General features: G+C 58.8%; 16 protein-coding genes. 12 read left to right on the top strand and 4 right to left on the bottom strand.

Going from position 1 to position 15,926, the window contains the following annotated elements; genetic code table 11:
* The 7 genes from JWS10_RS17875 to mscL form a co-directional block, all read left to right on the top strand.
* Positions 1-929, top strand: a 929-nt coding sequence (locus JWS10_RS17875) for a proton-conducting transporter membrane subunit (RefSeq protein ID WP_299509156.1), incomplete at its 5' end; no start/stop codon positions are given.
* Positions 926-1,414: a Na+/H+ antiporter subunit E gene (locus JWS10_RS17870; RefSeq protein WP_299509155.1), complete on the top strand. Its 489-nt coding sequence runs from the start codon at positions 926-928 to the stop codon at positions 1,412-1,414. The genes JWS10_RS17875 and JWS10_RS17870, both read left to right, overlap by 4 nt.
* Positions 1,414-1,683: a monovalent cation/H+ antiporter complex subunit F gene (locus JWS10_RS17865; RefSeq protein WP_299475649.1), complete on the top strand. Its 270-nt coding sequence runs from the start codon at positions 1,414-1,416 to the stop codon at positions 1,681-1,683. The genes JWS10_RS17870 and JWS10_RS17865 overlap by 1 nt, the downstream gene beginning before the upstream one ends.
* The gene (locus JWS10_RS17860; RefSeq protein ID WP_299509154.1) at positions 1,680-2,039 is read left to right on the top strand and encodes a monovalent cation/H(+) antiporter subunit G; all 360 of its coding nucleotides are present in this window, start codon (positions 1,680-1,682) and stop codon (positions 2,037-2,039) included. The genes JWS10_RS17865 and JWS10_RS17860 overlap by 4 nt, the downstream gene beginning before the upstream one ends.
* Before the next feature lie 149 nt (positions 2,040-2,188).
* Positions 2,189-3,202 (top strand): deoxyribose-phosphate aldolase, encoded by a 1,014-nt coding sequence (gene deoC / locus JWS10_RS17855; RefSeq protein WP_299509153.1) that lies wholly within the window; start codon positions 2,189-2,191, stop codon positions 3,200-3,202.
* A gap of 111 nt (positions 3,203-3,313) precedes the next feature.
* The gene (locus tag JWS10_RS17850) at positions 3,314-5,659 is read left to right on the top strand and encodes an aldehyde dehydrogenase family protein (protein WP_299509152.1); all 2,346 of its coding nucleotides are present in this window, start codon (positions 3,314-3,316) and stop codon (positions 5,657-5,659) included.
* 168 nt (positions 5,660-5,827) lie between these two features.
* Positions 5,828-6,247, top strand: a complete 420-nt coding sequence (gene mscL / locus JWS10_RS17845; RefSeq protein WP_299480693.1) for a large conductance mechanosensitive channel protein MscL — start codon at positions 5,828-5,830, stop codon at positions 6,245-6,247.
* A gap of 110 nt (positions 6,248-6,357) precedes the next feature.
* On the opposite strand, the gene ald is transcribed toward mscL, so the two are convergent.
* Entirely contained in the window at positions 6,358-7,476 is a 1,119-nt protein-coding gene (gene ald, locus JWS10_RS17840; RefSeq protein ID WP_299509151.1) for an alanine dehydrogenase, read from the bottom strand.
* A 141-nt stretch (positions 7,477-7,617) separates the two neighbouring features.
* Between ald and JWS10_RS17835 the strand changes: the two genes are divergently transcribed.
* On the top strand, positions 7,618-8,082 hold the full coding sequence (locus JWS10_RS17835) for an Lrp/AsnC family transcriptional regulator (RefSeq protein ID WP_299509150.1): 465 nt from the start codon (positions 7,618-7,620) through the stop codon (positions 8,080-8,082).
* 121 nt (positions 8,083-8,203) lie between these two features.
* On the top strand, positions 8,204-10,129 hold the full coding sequence (locus JWS10_RS17830) for a PhoX family phosphatase (RefSeq protein WP_299509149.1): 1,926 nt from the start codon (positions 8,204-8,206) through the stop codon (positions 10,127-10,129).
* Between the two features lie 47 nt (positions 10,130-10,176).
* On the opposite strand, the gene JWS10_RS17825 is transcribed toward JWS10_RS17830, so the two are convergent.
* Entirely contained in the window at positions 10,177-10,983 is an 807-nt protein-coding gene (locus tag JWS10_RS17825; RefSeq protein ID WP_299480705.1) for a transglutaminase family protein, read from the bottom strand.
* Between the two features lie 239 nt (positions 10,984-11,222).
* Positions 11,223-11,429 (bottom strand): 30S ribosomal protein S21, encoded by a 207-nt coding sequence (gene rpsU / locus JWS10_RS17820; protein WP_054008279.1) that lies wholly within the window; start codon positions 11,427-11,429, stop codon positions 11,223-11,225.
* A 108-nt stretch (positions 11,430-11,537) separates the two neighbouring features.
* Between rpsU and JWS10_RS17815 the strand changes: the two genes are divergently transcribed.
* On the top strand, positions 11,538-12,236 hold the full coding sequence (locus JWS10_RS17815; RefSeq protein WP_299509148.1) for a COQ9 family protein: 699 nt from the start codon (positions 11,538-11,540) through the stop codon (positions 12,234-12,236).
* A 33-nt stretch (positions 12,237-12,269) separates the two neighbouring features.
* A complete protein-coding gene (locus tag JWS10_RS17810; protein ID WP_299509159.1) occupies positions 12,270-13,256 on the top strand; it encodes an NAD(P)H-quinone oxidoreductase in 987 nt (328 codons plus the stop codon).
* Positions 13,257-13,387: 131 nt separating this feature from the next.
* Here the strand turns inward: JWS10_RS17810 and JWS10_RS17805 are convergent, their stop codons facing one another.
* The gene (locus JWS10_RS17805) at positions 13,388-14,206 is read right to left on the bottom strand and encodes a sulfotransferase family protein (RefSeq protein WP_299480718.1); all 819 of its coding nucleotides are present in this window, start codon (positions 14,204-14,206) and stop codon (positions 13,388-13,390) included.
* Between the two features lie 139 nt (positions 14,207-14,345).
* On the opposite strand from JWS10_RS17805, the gene JWS10_RS17800 reads away from it, so the two are divergent.
* Positions 14,346-15,923 carry a DUF5928 domain-containing protein gene (locus JWS10_RS17800; RefSeq protein ID WP_299509147.1) on the top strand — a complete coding sequence of 526 codons (1,578 nt, stop codon included), beginning with the start codon at positions 14,346-14,348 and terminating at the stop codon, positions 15,921-15,923.
* Positions 15,924-15,926 lie beyond the last annotated feature (3 nt).

Below are 15,926 nucleotides of genomic sequence, written 5' to 3'. Positions count from 1 at the left end.
CGACGCTGTTCCTGTTTGCGCTGGCGACGATTTACAGCACCACCGGAACGCTCAACATGGCTGACCTCGCGCAGAAACTGCCACTGATCCCTGCCAATGACACCGCGCTGATCCGAGTCGCCGCCGTGCTTATGATGCTGGTCTTCGCAGTCAAGGCAGCACTGGTGCCATTGCAATTCTGGCTTCCCGGCAGCTATGCCAACGCCCCCGGGCCGGTTGCCGCGCTGTTTGCTGTGATGACCAAAGTCGGGGCCTACGCGCTGATCCGCTTTGGCACGTTGGTTTTTCCGACTGACCTGCCCGCCATCACAACGCTGCTGGCCGATCTGCTTTATCCCGCATCGATAGCGACTATGACGGTCGGCGCGCTAGGCACGATCGCCACCCACAACTTGCCGCGCCAAATTGCCTACAGCGTCATTGGGTCAATGGGAATGCTGATGCTCTCAGTCTCGGCCTTCACGCCACAAGCCACCTCTGCCGCGCTATACTATATCGTGCACTCCACCCTCGCGACCGCAGCACTTTTCCTGGTCGCTGACCTTGCCCGCACCCGCCGCGATGGCCTGACCGCCGCGCTATACATGGCTGCCGCCATCGCCATGGCTGGAATGCCGCCGCTGTCGGGCTTTATCGGCAAACTGCTGATCCTCGACGCGCTGCGCAACGACACGCTGGCGTGGAGCATGATCCTGATCACCTCACTGCTCACGATGATCGGCCTTGCTCGCGCAGGATCAGACCTGTTCTGGAAATCCCCCGGCTCAGAAGCCGCCGCCCAAAGCACAGCCGCCGTCCTGCTTTGCCTCGCAGCCTTGGCCGCGCTTACCCTCGCCGCAGGCCCGATCACTGACGCGCTGAACCAAACCGCCAAAGCCCTGCACGCCCCGCAAGCCTACATCGCCGTCAATCAGCTTAAGGCACCATGATGCGCCGCCTGTTTCCCCATCCGCTGCTTTCCTTCATGCTGTTTATCGGTTGGCTTTTGCTGGCCAACAGCGCCAACCTGAACAACCTGATCTTGGCCACATTGCTTGCTATTTTGGTCCCGCTCGCCACGCAACCGTGGTGGCCCGGTCGCCCGCGCATCCATTCGATGCGGCTGATTGGCTACGTCATTTTTGTGCTTGGCGACATTTTGTGCGCCAATGTAGAGATCGCGGCGATCATCCTTTTCATGCCAGCGCGCAAGATTGCATCGGTTTGGATCACCGTCCCGGTTGACCTGCCCGATCCCGAGGCGATGGCATTGTTGGCAGCCACCATCACCCTGACGCCGGGTACGCTAACTGCCGAATTCTCCACTGACAATAAGGCGCTTTTGGTCCACGTTTTGCACACCCGCAATCCAGATGCCGTGCGCGACGCGATAAAATCCCGCTACGAGTCCAGACTGAAAAGGATCTTTATGTGATGCTTGGATATGCGCTTCCCTTCGCAATCGCCTGCTTTGCATTGGCGCTTTTGCTCAATCTCTGGCGCCTCGCCACAGCGCCGACGGTACTGGATCGCATACTTGTGGTCGATACGATGGTGATCAATATGCTCGCCCTGATCGTGCTTTATGGCGCGCAAAGCCGCTCCGCGATCAGCATGGATATCGGCATGCTGTTCGCAATGACCGGGTATTTCGGCACCGTCGCCTTTTGTAAGTTTTACCTGCGTGGTAGGATTGTCGAATGAACGTCGTGATTGATCTGGTAATCTCTGGAGTGCTGGCAGTGGGCGGGTTGTTTGGTCTGATCGGCAGCTTTGGCATGTTGAAACTGCGCGAGCCGATGCAACGACTCCACGCGCCAACCGAAGCCACCACGGTCGGCGTCGGTGCAATCCTGATCGCGGCAACGGTTATCGGCTGGCAAAATGGCATTGCCAACTGGCATGGCGTGCTGATCACGATTTTTCTGTTGGTGACAGCACCCATGTCGGCGCTGATGCTGGCGAAAGCGCATCGGCATCTGGCGCAGCCGAAACTTCCCGACACGGGCACCGATGCGCAGTGGGCATCTGATCCACCGCCGAGGGACGATAGCGATTGAACTGGTATTGCATTGGTATCGCTTCGGTCCCATGTGCTGCGATCACGGCTTTAACCTGTCGGTCAAATCCTGCCGAAACTTGACAACACGCCCTTGCCAGCCTCCCCCGTCCCGCGCACTCTGCGGCCAACCAGATAGGTGAGGCTTCGATGCAAACCCTGACCCATACCGACACGAACGCGACGCTTGATGCGTCGAAGTCCCAACTGCCAACCCTGACCCACACCCGCAATCCGGGCATGGAGCTGGATTTGGACTGGGTCGCACGCGTGCAGGCCAACACCTCCGCCATTGAGCGTCGTGCGGCCACTTTGAGCGGACGACGCTCGGTTAAAAAAGATTTTCAAGCGGCGTGGCTGCTCAAAGCCATCAGCCTGATCGACCTCACCACTTTGTCGGGTGACGACACCGAAGGCCGCGTCAAACGCCTGTGCGCCAAAGCCCGCCAACCTGTCGCGCCGTGGATACTCGACAAACTGGGCCTGCAAGGTCTGACCACCGGAGCGGTCTGCGTTTATCATGACATGGTCGAAACCGCCGTCCGCGCGCTGGAAGGCACCAGTATCCCCGTAGCCGCCGTCTCAACCGGCTTTCCGGCTGGCCTCTCGCCCTACCACCTCCGCATCGCGGAAATCGGCGAATCCGTCCGCGCCGGGGCGAAGGAAATCGACATCGTAATTTCCCGCCGCCACGTCCTCACCGGAAACTGGCAAGCCCTCTACGACGAAATGCGCGAGATGCGCGCCGCATGTGGCGAGGCGCATATCAAAGCCATCCTAGCCACCGGAGAACTCGCCACCCTGCGCAACACCGCCCGCGCCTCGCTGGTCTGCATGATGGCCGGCGCCGATTTCATCAAAACCTCGACCGGCAAAGAGACGGTTAACGCCACCCTCCCCGTCACCCTAACCATGATCCGCGCCATCCGAGATTACCAAGACCGCACCGGCATCAAAGTCGGCTACAAACCGGCAGGCGGCATCGCCAAAGCCAAAGACGCCCTCCTCTACATGGCGCTGATGAAAGACGAGCTCGGCCACCCGTGGCTGCAACCCGACCTGTTCCGGTTCGGCGCATCCTCGCTACTCGGCGATATCGAACGCCAACTCGAACACCACCTCACCGGCCAATACTCCGCCTCCAACCGCCACGCGATGGGCTAACCCAATGCCTCCGCCAAACATTTCACGTTGGCCCAAAAACTCCCGCCGGAGGCGCACATCAGCCCCAATCGCCCTCGCCCAAAGCCTGCCGCCATGCCAAAGGACAACGCCATGACCAGCCCCACCGTCCGCGAGATCTTCGACAGCATGGCTTACGGCCCCGCCCCCGAAAGCAATGCCGAGGTGTTGGCGTGGCTGCATAAACACAAATCCTTCGGCCACTGGATCGACGGCGCATTCACCAAACCCGGCGCGGTTTTCGCATCGCACAACCCCGCCACCGCCAAACCGCTCGCTCTCGTCACCCAAGGCTCTGCGTCCGACGTCGATGCTGCCGTCAAAGCCGCCCGTCGCGCCCAGCCGAAATGGGCCAAGCTGCCCGGCCATGCCCGCGCCAAATACCTCTACGCGCTCGCGCGGCTGGTGCAAAAGCACTCCCGCCTGCTCGCAGTGCTCGAAACAATGGACAACGGCAAGCCGATCCGCGAGTCGCGTGACATCGACATCCCCCTCGTCGCCCGCCATTTCTACTACCATGCGGGCCTCGCCCAACTGCGCGACGCTGAACTCCCCGGCCAAGAACCCCTCGGCGTCTGCGGAGCCGTCATTCCATGGAACTTCCCGCTGCTCATGCTGGCCTGGAAAGTCGCCCCCGCCCTCGCCGCAGGCAATACCGTGGTGCTGAAACCCGCCGAATACACCCCGCTCACCGCGCTTCTCTTCGCTGAACTGACCCGCGAAGCTGGCCTACCCAAAGGCGTGCTAAACATCGTCACCGGAGATGGCGACACTGGAGCTGCCCTCGTCAACCATCCCGACGTCAACAAAATCGCCTTCACCGGATCGACCGCAGTAGGCCGCAAAATCCGCGAAGCAACCGCAGGCTCCGGCAAATCCCTCACCTTAGAACTCGGCGGCAAATCCCCCTACATCGTGTTCGAGGATGCCGACATTGACTCAGCCATCGAGGGCCTCGTCGATGCGATCTGGTTCAACCAAGGCCAAGTTTGCTGCGCCGGAAGCCGCCTCCTGATCCAAGAGGGCATCGCCGACCGCTTCTACGAAAAGCTGAAACGCCGGATGGATGGCCTCCGTCTCGGCGACCCGCTCGACAAATGCATCGACGTCGGCGCCATCGTTGACCCGGTGCAACTCGCCACCATCCGCCAACTGGTCGAGACCAACAAAGACGGCGAAACCTACCACGCCGCCTGCACCGTCCCCGAGGGTTGCTTTTACCCGCCCACCCTAGTCACCGGCCTCTCCGCCGCCTCCACCCTGATGCAAGAGGAAATCTTCGGCCCGGTCCTCGTCGCGATGACTTTCCGCACCCCTACCGAAGCCGTGGAACTCGCCAATAACACCAAATACGGCCTCGCCGCGACAATCTGGACCGAGAACATCAACCTCGCCCTCGACACCGCCCCCAAAATCAAAGCCGGAGTCGTCTGGGTCAATGCCACCAACCTGTTCGACGCGGCCGCAGGTTTCGGCGGCGTGCGCGAAAGCGGTTTCGGCCGTGAAGGCGGATGGGAAGGACTGCTCGCCTACCTCAAACCCACGCGCGCAACCAAAGCCATAGCCCCAATCAAAGCCTTCGACGCCCCCGCCACGATTGAAGCCTCCAGCATCGACCGCACCGCCAAACTCTACATCGCAGGCAAACAAGCCCGCCCCGATGGCGGCTATTCGCAACCGATCTGGTCGCCGAAGGGCAAGCTGCTGGGACACGCTGGGATCGGCAACCGCAAAGACATTCGCAACGCGGTAGAGGCCGCCCAAGCCGCGAAATCTTGGGCGAAAACCACCGCCCACGCCCGCGCGCAAAACCTGTTTTACATCGCCGAAAACCTCTCGGCCCGCGCCACCGAGTTCGCGAACCGCCTGCGCGATCTCACCGGAAAATCGGGCGAAGCCGAGGTTGAAGCCAGCATCGCCCGCCTGTTCACCTACGCTGCTTGGGCCGATAAATTCGACGGCGCTGTGAAATCCGTCCCCCTGCGCGGCGTGGCCCTAGCAATGAACGAACCCTGCGGCGTCATTGGCGCGCTCTGCCCCGACGACGCGCCCCTGCTCGGTCTGATCTCGCTGATGGCCCCCGCCATCGCCATTGGCAACACCTGCATCCTCGTGCCGTCCGAGCCATTCCCGCTCGCCGCCACCGACTTCTACCAAGTCCTCGACACCTCTGACCTGCCCGCAGGCGTGGTCAATATCGTCACCGGCCCGCACGCCGAACTCGCCAAATCCCTCGCCGGACACCGCGATATTGACGCAGTGTGGAGCTTCTCCTCCTCGCCGCTCTCCACCCTGATCGAGAAGGAATCCGCCGGAAACATCAAGCGCACTTGGGTCAACAATGGCCAAGCCCGCGACTGGATCAGCGAAGGCGAAGGCCGCGCCTTCCTGCGCGCCGCAACCGAAGTCAAAACCATCTGGGTGCCCTACGGCGAGTAGATCACTGCAAATCCGGGTCTAATCGACCGGATTTCGCATGAATTGTTCACCTTTACTCGCAATTTTCTTCTGATCCGACCAATAACCTGTGGCATACTTCCTGCGTCATGCGCCACCGCAGGCGCTCAATCACGCCGAAACGGCGGAACCAGACAAGGGATATTTGCGATGATCAACGAATTCAAAACCTTCATCATGAAGGGCAACGTGATGGACCTTGCCGTCGGTATCATCATCGGCGCAGCCTTCACCGCCATCGTCAGCAGCCTTGTCGGCGACCTGATCAACCCGATCATCGGGCTAATCTTGGGCGGCGTGAACTTCTCGGATATGTTCATTGACCTATCCGGCACCAACCCGCCGACAATGGCAGCCGCTAAGGAATCCGGTGCCGCTGTGTTCGCTTACGGAGCCTTCATCACCGCCGTGATCAACTTCCTGATCATCGCCTTCGTGGTGTTCCTGCTGGTCAAATCCATGAACAGACTAATGCCGAAAAAGCCCGAAGCGCCACCCGTTCTTGGCCCGACCGAGTTGGACGTGTTGAAAGAAATCCTCGTCGCTGTGAAATCCCGCCCGCTGGTTTAAGCGCCACGAAAACGGCCCGAGCACCAAAAGCCGTTCCTGCAACCAACACTGCCAAGAAAACCCGGCAGCGCGTTTGCGGCGGGCTCGATGCCCGCCGCAAACGCCCCAATTCAGATCGTCAAAGCCTCAGCCCCGGTGATCACTGGCAACCCCAAAGCCGCCCCAACCGCCGCATAGGTCAGCTTGCCCGCATGGACATTCAGCCCGGCCAGCAAATGCTTGTCCTCGGCACATGCCCGCTTCCAGCCCTTGTTCGCCAGCGCCAGCATGAACGGCATCGTCGCATTGCCCAGCGCCAGTGTTGAGGTCCGCGCCACTGCCCCCGGCATATTCGCCACGCAATAATGCATGATGCCATCAACCTCGTAGATCGGGTCTTGGTGCGTCGTCGCCCGCGAAGTTTCAAAACAGCCGCCCTGATCAATCGCCACATCAACCAGCGCCGCACCCGGTTTCAACTCAGCCAGTTGCGCCCGTGAGATCAGTTTCGGAGCAGCAGCACCCGGGATCAAAACCGCCCCGATAATCAGATCCGCAGCCCGAGCCAGCTCAATCACCGTCGCCGCATCCGCATAACCGCACTTAAACTGCCCGCCGAACACATCATCTAGATAACGCAGCCGATTGACCGAGCGGTCCAGCACCGTCACATCCGCCCCCATGCCCGCCGCGATCTTGCCCGCATGGGTGCCGACCACCCCGCCACCAATCACCAGAACCTTCGCAGGCAACACCCCCGGCACGCCGCCCATCAGCACGCCACGCCCGCCATTGGCCTTCTGCAACGTCCACGCCCCGACCTGAGGCGCCAACCGCCCCGCCACTTCCGACATCGGCGCCAACAGCGGCAACCCGCCGCGATCATCCGTCACCGTCTCATAGGCAATCGCCGTCACACCCGACGCCAGCAAATCCCGCGTCTGATCCGGGTCCGGTGCCAGATGCAGATAGGTGAACAGCACCTGCCCCGCCCGCAAACGCGCGCGTTCCACAGGCTGCGGTTCCTTCACCTTCACGATCATATCGGCAGCGGCAAACACTTCCTCAGCCGTGCTAACAATCACTGCCCCCGCCGCGATGTAATCCACGTCGGTAAAACCAGCGCCCACCCCAGCCCCGGTCTCAATCATCACGGCATGACCCGCAAGCACCGCTTCCCGCGCAGCATTCGGCGTCATGCCAACGCGAAATTCTTGCGGTTTGATCTCTTTTGGACATCCAATTTTCATGCGCTCTCTCCCTGATCGCAAACTCATCCCTGTGCTCAGCTTGAACCCGATCCGCCGCAAATGTTTTGAAACTTTGCTGACGCCAAGCCGCATCCGTGGTAGAATCTACGAAGAAATGCCGCTGAAAGAAAGATTTCCACCATGCCCGCCGATCTTGACGCCACCGACCGCCGCATTCTGGGTGTGCTGCAAAAGGATGGCCGCATTACCAATGCTGACCTATCGGAGCGGGTGAACCTGTCGCCCTCTGCCTGCCATCGTCGCGTACAACTGCTCGAGGAGGCTGGTTACATCGACGGCTATGTTGCCCTGCTGAACACCCGCCGCATGGGCAAACCCACCACGGTTTTTGTCGAAATCACTCTGCAATCCCAAGCCGAAGACCTGCTCGATGCCTTCGAGCGTGAGGTCGCGAAAGTCCCCGACATCCTTGAATGTCACCTGATGGCAGGCACCGCCGACTACCTGATCAAGATCATGGCGGAAGATACCGAAGATTTCGCCCGCATCCACCGCCAACACCTAAGCCGCCTACCCGGAGTGCGCCAAATGCAGTCCAGTTTTTCGCTGCGCACCGTGGTTAAGACGACGGCACTCGCGGTCTGACTCACCCCTAATTTCTGCTTATAGCTTGTTCTGCGTCATCTTCCGCGAGCACCTGCCCATCACGCACGCGTTACACGCCGCCGCTATCTCTGCTGCGACCCAGCCAGAGGAAACTCCAGTCATGAACAAGACCCCTGACAATTTGCACAACCGTGCCACCAACAAACCAATGCGCGACATCATTGCTGACCGTTCCCGCCGCAACTTTCTGAAAAGCGCAGGAGCCACCCTTGGAGCCGTCGCCGCACAAGGTTTTGTCGGCTCGCTGTTTTCCACACAAGCCTATGCCAAGGCCGCACAGTCCAGCCTGCAATTCACCGAACTGACCCGCATATACGACAAAATGCACCATGTCGCCGACGGCTATAAGGCCGATGTCGTGGTCGCTTGGGGCGATGCCATGAAAGCCGGGCAAGGGGCTTTTGACCCCACCAAAATCGACGCCGCAACCCAAGCCGACCGATTCGGCTATAACTGCGATTTCATCGCCTTCATGCCGCTGCCGCGCGGCTCGCAGACCTCGGATCACGGCTTGCTGTGCGTGAACAACGAATACGTCTCGCCCAACGTCATGTTCGCGGGCATGACCGAAGATGAAGCTGGCGCGAAGATGACCGAAGCGCAGGTTGCGCTTTGCAACATGGCGATTGGGCATTCGATTGTCGAAATCATCCGTAAGGATGGCGTGTGGTCGGTGGTGCAAGACAGCCCGCTGAACCGCCGCATCACACTGGATACCCCGATGACGATTTTCGGCCCTGCGGCTGGCAATGCGCATTTGAAAACCTCGTATGACGCAACTGGCACAATGGCCAAGGGCACAACCTACAACTGCTCGGGCGGCGTGACGCCTTGGGGTACCGTGCTAACCTGCGAAGAAGGTGCGTCAGATACGTTTGGCGGCGTGACGGAAGGCAATCCCGAAGCCGCCGTGCTCGAACGCTACGGTTATGACGGCTCAGACTATTACGGCCGCGCCCGGTTTGATGCACGGTTTGATATGGCAAAAGAGCCGAACGAGCCGAACCGCTTTGACTGGGTTGTCGAGATCGACCCCTACGAGCCGAACTCTACCCCCGTCAAGCGCACCGCTTTGGGCCGCATGTCGCATGAAGCCTCGACCGTTGTATTGAACAAAGACGGTCGCGTTGTGGTTTATATGGGCGATGACGATTACTTTGAATACGTTTACCGCTTTGTAACTGAAGCGAAATATGATCCGGCCAATCCGGCATCGGGAAAAGATTTGCTGGATGCGGGCACGCTTTCGGTCGCGCGTTATGATGCCGACGGCACGCTGACGTGGTTGCCACTGATCCACGGCACCGCAGGGCTCACCGCAGACGCGGGCTTCGCCGATCAGTCCGATGTGGTGCGCAAGGCCCGTCTGGCTGCCGATATCTTAGGTGCGACGCCAATGGATCGCCCGGAAGATATGGAAACCAATCCGGTAACAGGCCGCGTCTATGCCGTGATGACCAAGAACAAAAAGATCACGCAGGATAAACTGAACGCCGCCAACACCCGTCCGGAAAATCTGTGGGGCCACATCGTCGAGATGATCCCACCGGGCGGCGCAGGCGTCGATGCCGACCATACTGCCGAAAAATATGAATGGGATCTGTTCGTTTTGGCGGGCAACCCGAAAGACCCTACGACCGGCTCCACCTTTAGCCCGGATACCTCCGAGAACGGCTGGTTCGTCAACCCCGACAACCTGACATTCGACCCCAAAGGCCGCATGTTCGTCTCCACCGATGGCGCGAATGACTTTGACATCGCCGACGGCGTTTACGGTGTCGATACCGAAGGCCCAGCGCGCGGTCTGCCAAAACTGCTGTTCGCCTGCCCGATCGGTGCAGAAGCTTCCGGTCCTTGCTTCACCCCGGATGGCACTACGCTGTTTGTTTCGGTGCAACATCCGGCAGAAAATGCCGAAACTTTGGATAAAGCTGAAACCTTATGGCCAGATTTTAAAGAAGGCGGTCTGCCACGTCCGGCAGTTGTAGCGATCCAGCGCAACGACGGTGCTGAAGTCGCAAGCTAAGACACATCGCCCACCTGCTGTGCGGGTGGGCGAAACCGCCCAAGCTCTTAAGCCGTCACTTCATCTGCCCAGACGGTGAACTTCTGCAACAGATGCGGCCCGAACGAATGGATCAGCGGCACGTCCGCCGCATCCCGCCCGTAAGCCACCTCTACCCGGCCAATCCGAGGCACATTGTTGCGCGGATCAAACGTGTGCCAGCCGCCATCCAGGTAAACTTGTATCCAGGCTGCAAAATCCATCGGCCCGGTCACCGGAACTCCAATATCCGGAATATAGCCGTTCACGTAGCGCGTCGGAATATTCATGCAGCGACAGAACGTCACCGCCAGATGCGCGAAATCCCGACACACACCCGTCTGCTCTTGCCAAGCCTCATACGCAGTGCGGGTATAGCGGGCGTTTTGGTAATTGAACCGGATGTGATTGTGTACATAGTCGCAAATCGCCTGCACCCGCGCATAGCCCGGCGCGATATTGCCAAACATATCCCAAGCGACCTGGCTCAAACGATCCGTCTCGCAATAGCGGCTGCCGAGCAGATAAATCAGCACGTCATCCGGCAATTCGGCCAACGGTGTCGGCTGCAACCACGGCTGCACCGGATCAGGATCACCGGTAATTTCGATCGTGCAATCGCTGTGCAGCGTAAACGGTCCCGGCTCAGCCACCATCCGCCGACACGTATTGCCGAACAAATCGCGATATAGCTTCGTTGGCACCACTGGCGTCGTCTGCATCGCCGATTGCTGGCGTAAATTCTCGCGCAATTCGTCGCGAACCGACATCATGCAAATCATCGGAGTCTCTAGGATGCAAGAGACCGTAATGTCATAGCCAAACCGCACAAGCATAGACAGCCCTTTCGCTGTTAACCCTCAGGCTAGAACGTCGCCCCGGGTTTTCGGTTGCTGCACTGCCGCATTTAACGCGAGGGAAAGCCACAATTTACGCGACACGCACAAGACGCAAGCATATTGCCCAAAATTCATACGTAAAGAAAAACCCCCGGCCTTGTGGGACGGGGGTCAATCGGGTTGGGGATCGCTCCCCCAGTGTCGCTAACGTGTAGCAATCCCGGCCTAAGCCAAAATTACATACCGCCTTCGCGCTGAAGCTTCTTCCGGGCGAGCTTGCGCGCACGGCGCACGGCTTCGGCGGATTCGCGAGCTTTCTTGACGGAGGGTTTCTCGAAATGTTGCTTGAGCTTCATTTCGCGGAACACGCCTTCGCGCTGGAGCTTTTTCTTGAGGGCCCGGAGGGCTTGCTCAACGTTATTATCGCGGACGCTGACCTGCATGTGGTTGTCACCACCTTCCTAAGTTAGAGTTGCACTGAAATGTGCAGGCTCGGGCCGGATAGCAAAGCCGCGCAGCTTTGTCTACCTTGTGTAAAGAAAGGGAACCAAATGGACGATAATAACACCTCGGAAACCAGTATGGATGCCGCCAAAACACTTATACTCAACGCCGCTTTGCCACACGCGGCGTTTGATGGTTGGTCGGAATCCACTTTTGCCGCAGCATTGACCGATTCGGGTGTGGCCTCCGGTTTGGCGCGTGCCCTCTTTCCGCGCGGTGGCATTGATCTCGCAGTCGCCTATCACCAATCCGGCGACCGGGCGATGACCGAGGCCATAAATGCCGCCGATCTCACCGCTTTGCGCTACACCGACCGCGTCGCCCAAGCGATCAAATTGCGCTTGGCCGATGCCGACAAAGAGCTCGTGCGCCGTGCCACCACGCTGTTCAGCCTGCCGCACCACGCCCCCGAGGGCGCAAAACTGATCTGGGGCACCGCCGATGCGATCTGGAAAGCATTGGGCGATACCTCGAACGATCTGAACTGGTATTCCAAACGCGCCACTCTTTCGGCGGTTTACAGCGCCACCGTGCTGTTCTGGCTTGGCGACCAATCGGATGGCAACGCCGAGACATGGGCCTTCCTTGAGCGCCGCCTTGCCAATGTCACCCAGTTTGAGAAAACCAAAGCCGCCGTGATGCGCAATCCGATTGCCAAAGCCTTGCTAAGCGGTCCGCTTAAGCTGATGGAAAAAATCCGTGCTCCGCAGTCGGCTGCCGACCTGCCTGGCCACCATAAATCCTGAAAGGGCTGCGATATGACGCTTGCCACCTCGATGATGGATACCTCAATGCTGGCGATGGAAATCTCGGCCCCCGGCGGCCCCGATGTGCTGGTGCCGACCTCGCTTCCGGTGCCAGTTCCCGGCCATGGTCAGATCATCATTCGCCTCGCCTATGCCGGAGTGAACCGTCCCGACGCTCTGCAACGCGCCGGTTCCTACGCGCCGCCCGCCAATGCCTCGCCCTTGCCGGGACTAGAAGGCGCGGGCACCGTCGTGGCGATGGGCCCCGGCGTCACCCGTTGGCAGATCGGTGACAAAGTCTGCGCTTTGCTGCCCGGTGGCGGCTACGCCGAATACGCCGCCTGCAACGAAGCCCACGCCTTGCCGATCCCCGAGGGCTTAAGCCTACGCGAAGCCGCCTGCCTGCCCGAAACCTGCTTCACCGTCTGGTCCAACATGGTGATGCGCGGCAAACTCAAGGCAGGTGAGCGTTTCCTTGTCCACGGCGGCTCCTCCGGCATCGGCACCACCGCAGTGCAAATCGCCCGCGCCTTAGGTGCCCGAGTTTTCGCCACCGCTGGCACAGACGAAAAATGCCGCGCAGTAGAAGCCTTGGGCGCTGAAACCTGCTTCAACTACGAAACCACCGATTTTCAGGAAGAAGCCAAAACCCTCGGCGGCTTTGATCTGATCCTTGACATGGTCGGCGGCCCCTACCTACCCCGCAACGTCCGCGCCTTAGCCGACGATGGCCGCCTCGTGCAGATCGCATTCCTGCAAGGCCCAAAGGTCGAGCTTAACTTTGCCGAGATGATGATGCGCCGCCTAACCCTCACCGGCTCAACCCTACGGCCTCAGTCTGACGCCGCTAAAGCCGCCATCGCGCATCAGGTGGAAACCCATGTCTGGCCACTAATAAAATCCGGCAAATTCCGCGTGGTGATCGACAGCGAATACGCCCTAACCGACGCCCCCGCCGCGCATTGGCGCATGGAAAGCTCCGGCCATATTGGCAAAATCGTACTGAGGATGCCGGAGTAACCCAAAACAAACTACAACAATTTATCTAAAATTGTTTCATCTGCTCATAAATATCCCACGGGGGTCAGGTCACATTGGCTCACAGCCAATGTGACTTTGGGGGTGTGAAACCCCCAGTTCCGACGCCAAACTCAATCGCCCAGCTTGGCGTGAACCTCATCCAGATCGACTTCGGCCAAAGGCATCTTGTTGCCCGGATTGTCGAAATCATACTTGAACAACTGGAAATCGCGCTTGTAGATTTCCCAAACCAAATGGCGCGACAGATCGTCGAAGTAATCCTCAACCGGGTGCAGCCGCTTCGGCCCATGCCCCTCGCTCTCGTTAAACTTCGGGATCTTCTTCAGATCAACCTTATGTTTTACTTTGATTTTTTTGAGAACCGCGCCCATTCCCTCATCGAATTTCTCGGTGAAGAAAATCTTGTCATAGCGCCCGCCGTTGACGATATAGGTAGAGACATGCCCCGCCATCGCTGACCAGTGAATGTCAGGCTCCATCGGTTTTTTGAATCGGATGGTGTCGCGCGCAAACAGCAAAAACCGCCGGAAACTGTCGATCTGATCGAACTCGCCTTGCCCATCATCGCCGCCGACCTGCACACCGTATTTTTGGATCAGCAGCGGCACAAGATTGCCGCGATAACGCTTGCCGTTGCGCTGAATCCCACAAATCTTATCGAAAAACGACGACAAAACCCGGGTGTAAGGGTTACGCACGCAGGTAAACGCATAAGACTTATGCGCCTTCACATTGCGTTCGATAATCGGCTGGCTCGCGTCTAGCGCCCACTTATGCATCCCACCGCCGGCATCGTGTATATCGCCATCAAAGAACGTGCCGTGGTCAGAATAGTACATGATCTGTCCGATGGTAGAGCAGGCACATTTAGGCACCACCCGATACACTACCGATTCCGACTCAGTCATCCAAGTTCCGGGAAAACCCATCCACAACACTCCTTCACGCCCGCAAGCACGCGGCACAAACCCACTCAGCCACGAAAAAGCAAACAAGTGCTGTCTTTTCCATACCTCTTCAAGCTATTTAGAGAAACAACGATGCGTTCAAGGGTTTAATGTTCTCGAAATGGCCAAAATAGCCTATATCCTGCTCTGCCATAAAGATCCCGAAGGTATTATCTCGCAGGCCCAGCGGCTGACAGCCGTTGGCGACTTTGTGGCGATTCACTTCGACGCCCGCGCCAAGCCTGCCGATTTTGAGAAAATCCGCACCGTTTTGGCCGACAATTCCCGCGTGGTCTTCACCAAACGCCGCCTTAAATGCGGTTGGGGCGAATGGTCATTGGTCGAGGCCACCCTGCTCGCCGTCGAGGCTGCGGTGAACGCCTTCCCGCGCGCGACGCATTTTTACATGCTTTCCGGTGACTGCATGCCGATCAAATCCGCTGAATACGCGCATAAGTTCTTGGATCGCAACGAAGTCGACTACATCGAAAGCTTCGACTTTTTCAATTCCGAGTGGATCAAGACCGGCATCAAGGAAGAACGCCTGATCTACCGGCACTACTTCAACGAGCGCACACAAAAAACCTTGTTCTACGCCTCGATGAAATGGCAGGACAAACTCGGGCTGACCCGCAAAGTCCCCGGCGATATCGCCATGCAGATCGGCAGCCAGTGGTGGTGTCTGCGCCGCCGCACCGTCGAATCCCTATTGGATTTCACCAAAAAACGCCGCGACGTGATGCGATTTTTCCGTACCACTTGGATCCCGGATGAGACGTTTTTCCAAACCGTCGTTCGCCACCTTGTTCCCGAGGCAGAGCTCAGCACCCGCACGCTGACCTTCTTGATGTTCACCGATTACGGTATGCCACTGACGTTTTATAACGACAACTATGCCCTGCTGATCAGCCAGGATTACCTGTTTGCCCGCAAAATAAGTGTCGATGCGAAAGAGCTGAAAGAGCGGCTCGGCAAGCTTTACGCAGCCCGCGGGGTGCCGTTTGCAATTTCAAATGAAGGCCCGTCGCTGTTTAAGTTTATCACCGGGCGCGGCCGCGTCGGTCGCCGTTTTGCGCCGCGTTTTTGGGAAACCGAAAGCACCTTGGGCCGCCACCGCACCCTGATGATGGTCACCTGCAAGAAATGGCACGTCGCCAAGCGTCTGGTCGAACGTGTCCGCCAAGTCACCAACCTGCCCGCGCTGGATTATCTCTTTAACGAGGCTGACACCCCCTTGCCGGACCTCGGCGGCATCCAGTCCACGCTTGAAAAACGCACCCGCCACCGCCGCGCGCTGATGCGGGTTCTGTTTGATTATTGGCAGACCGATCACCTCGTTGTCTGCATAGACCCCGCCAACGTCGATCTGATGCAGGATTTCTACAACGACAAAGCCAAAATCCGTCTGCTGGAAATTGAGTGCGACTTCACCGACGATTATCTGATCGGCCATGCCAAACGCGTCGGCCTCGCGTCTGAAAGCACGCCACGCGACACCATTGAGCGTCTGCTGCCGACCATCCGCTACGATGTGAAGTTTGAGGGCGACCGCATTCAAGATGCCGGCTTTCCCAACCTGCTGCGGATGCGTCAAAGTGCCAGCGTCGATGAAAACACTATACCACTGGCCGAGTTTCTTGATATCTCACCAGACAAAGCCCGCGAGATCGCCGCCACCGAATATCTGTTTGTGGATTGACCG

This window comes from Cypionkella sp., assembly GCF_028290025.1.
Classification (GTDB): domain Bacteria; phylum Pseudomonadota; class Alphaproteobacteria; order Rhodobacterales; family Rhodobacteraceae; genus Cypionkella.
This window is presented reverse-complemented; position numbering and strand designations above follow the sequence as displayed.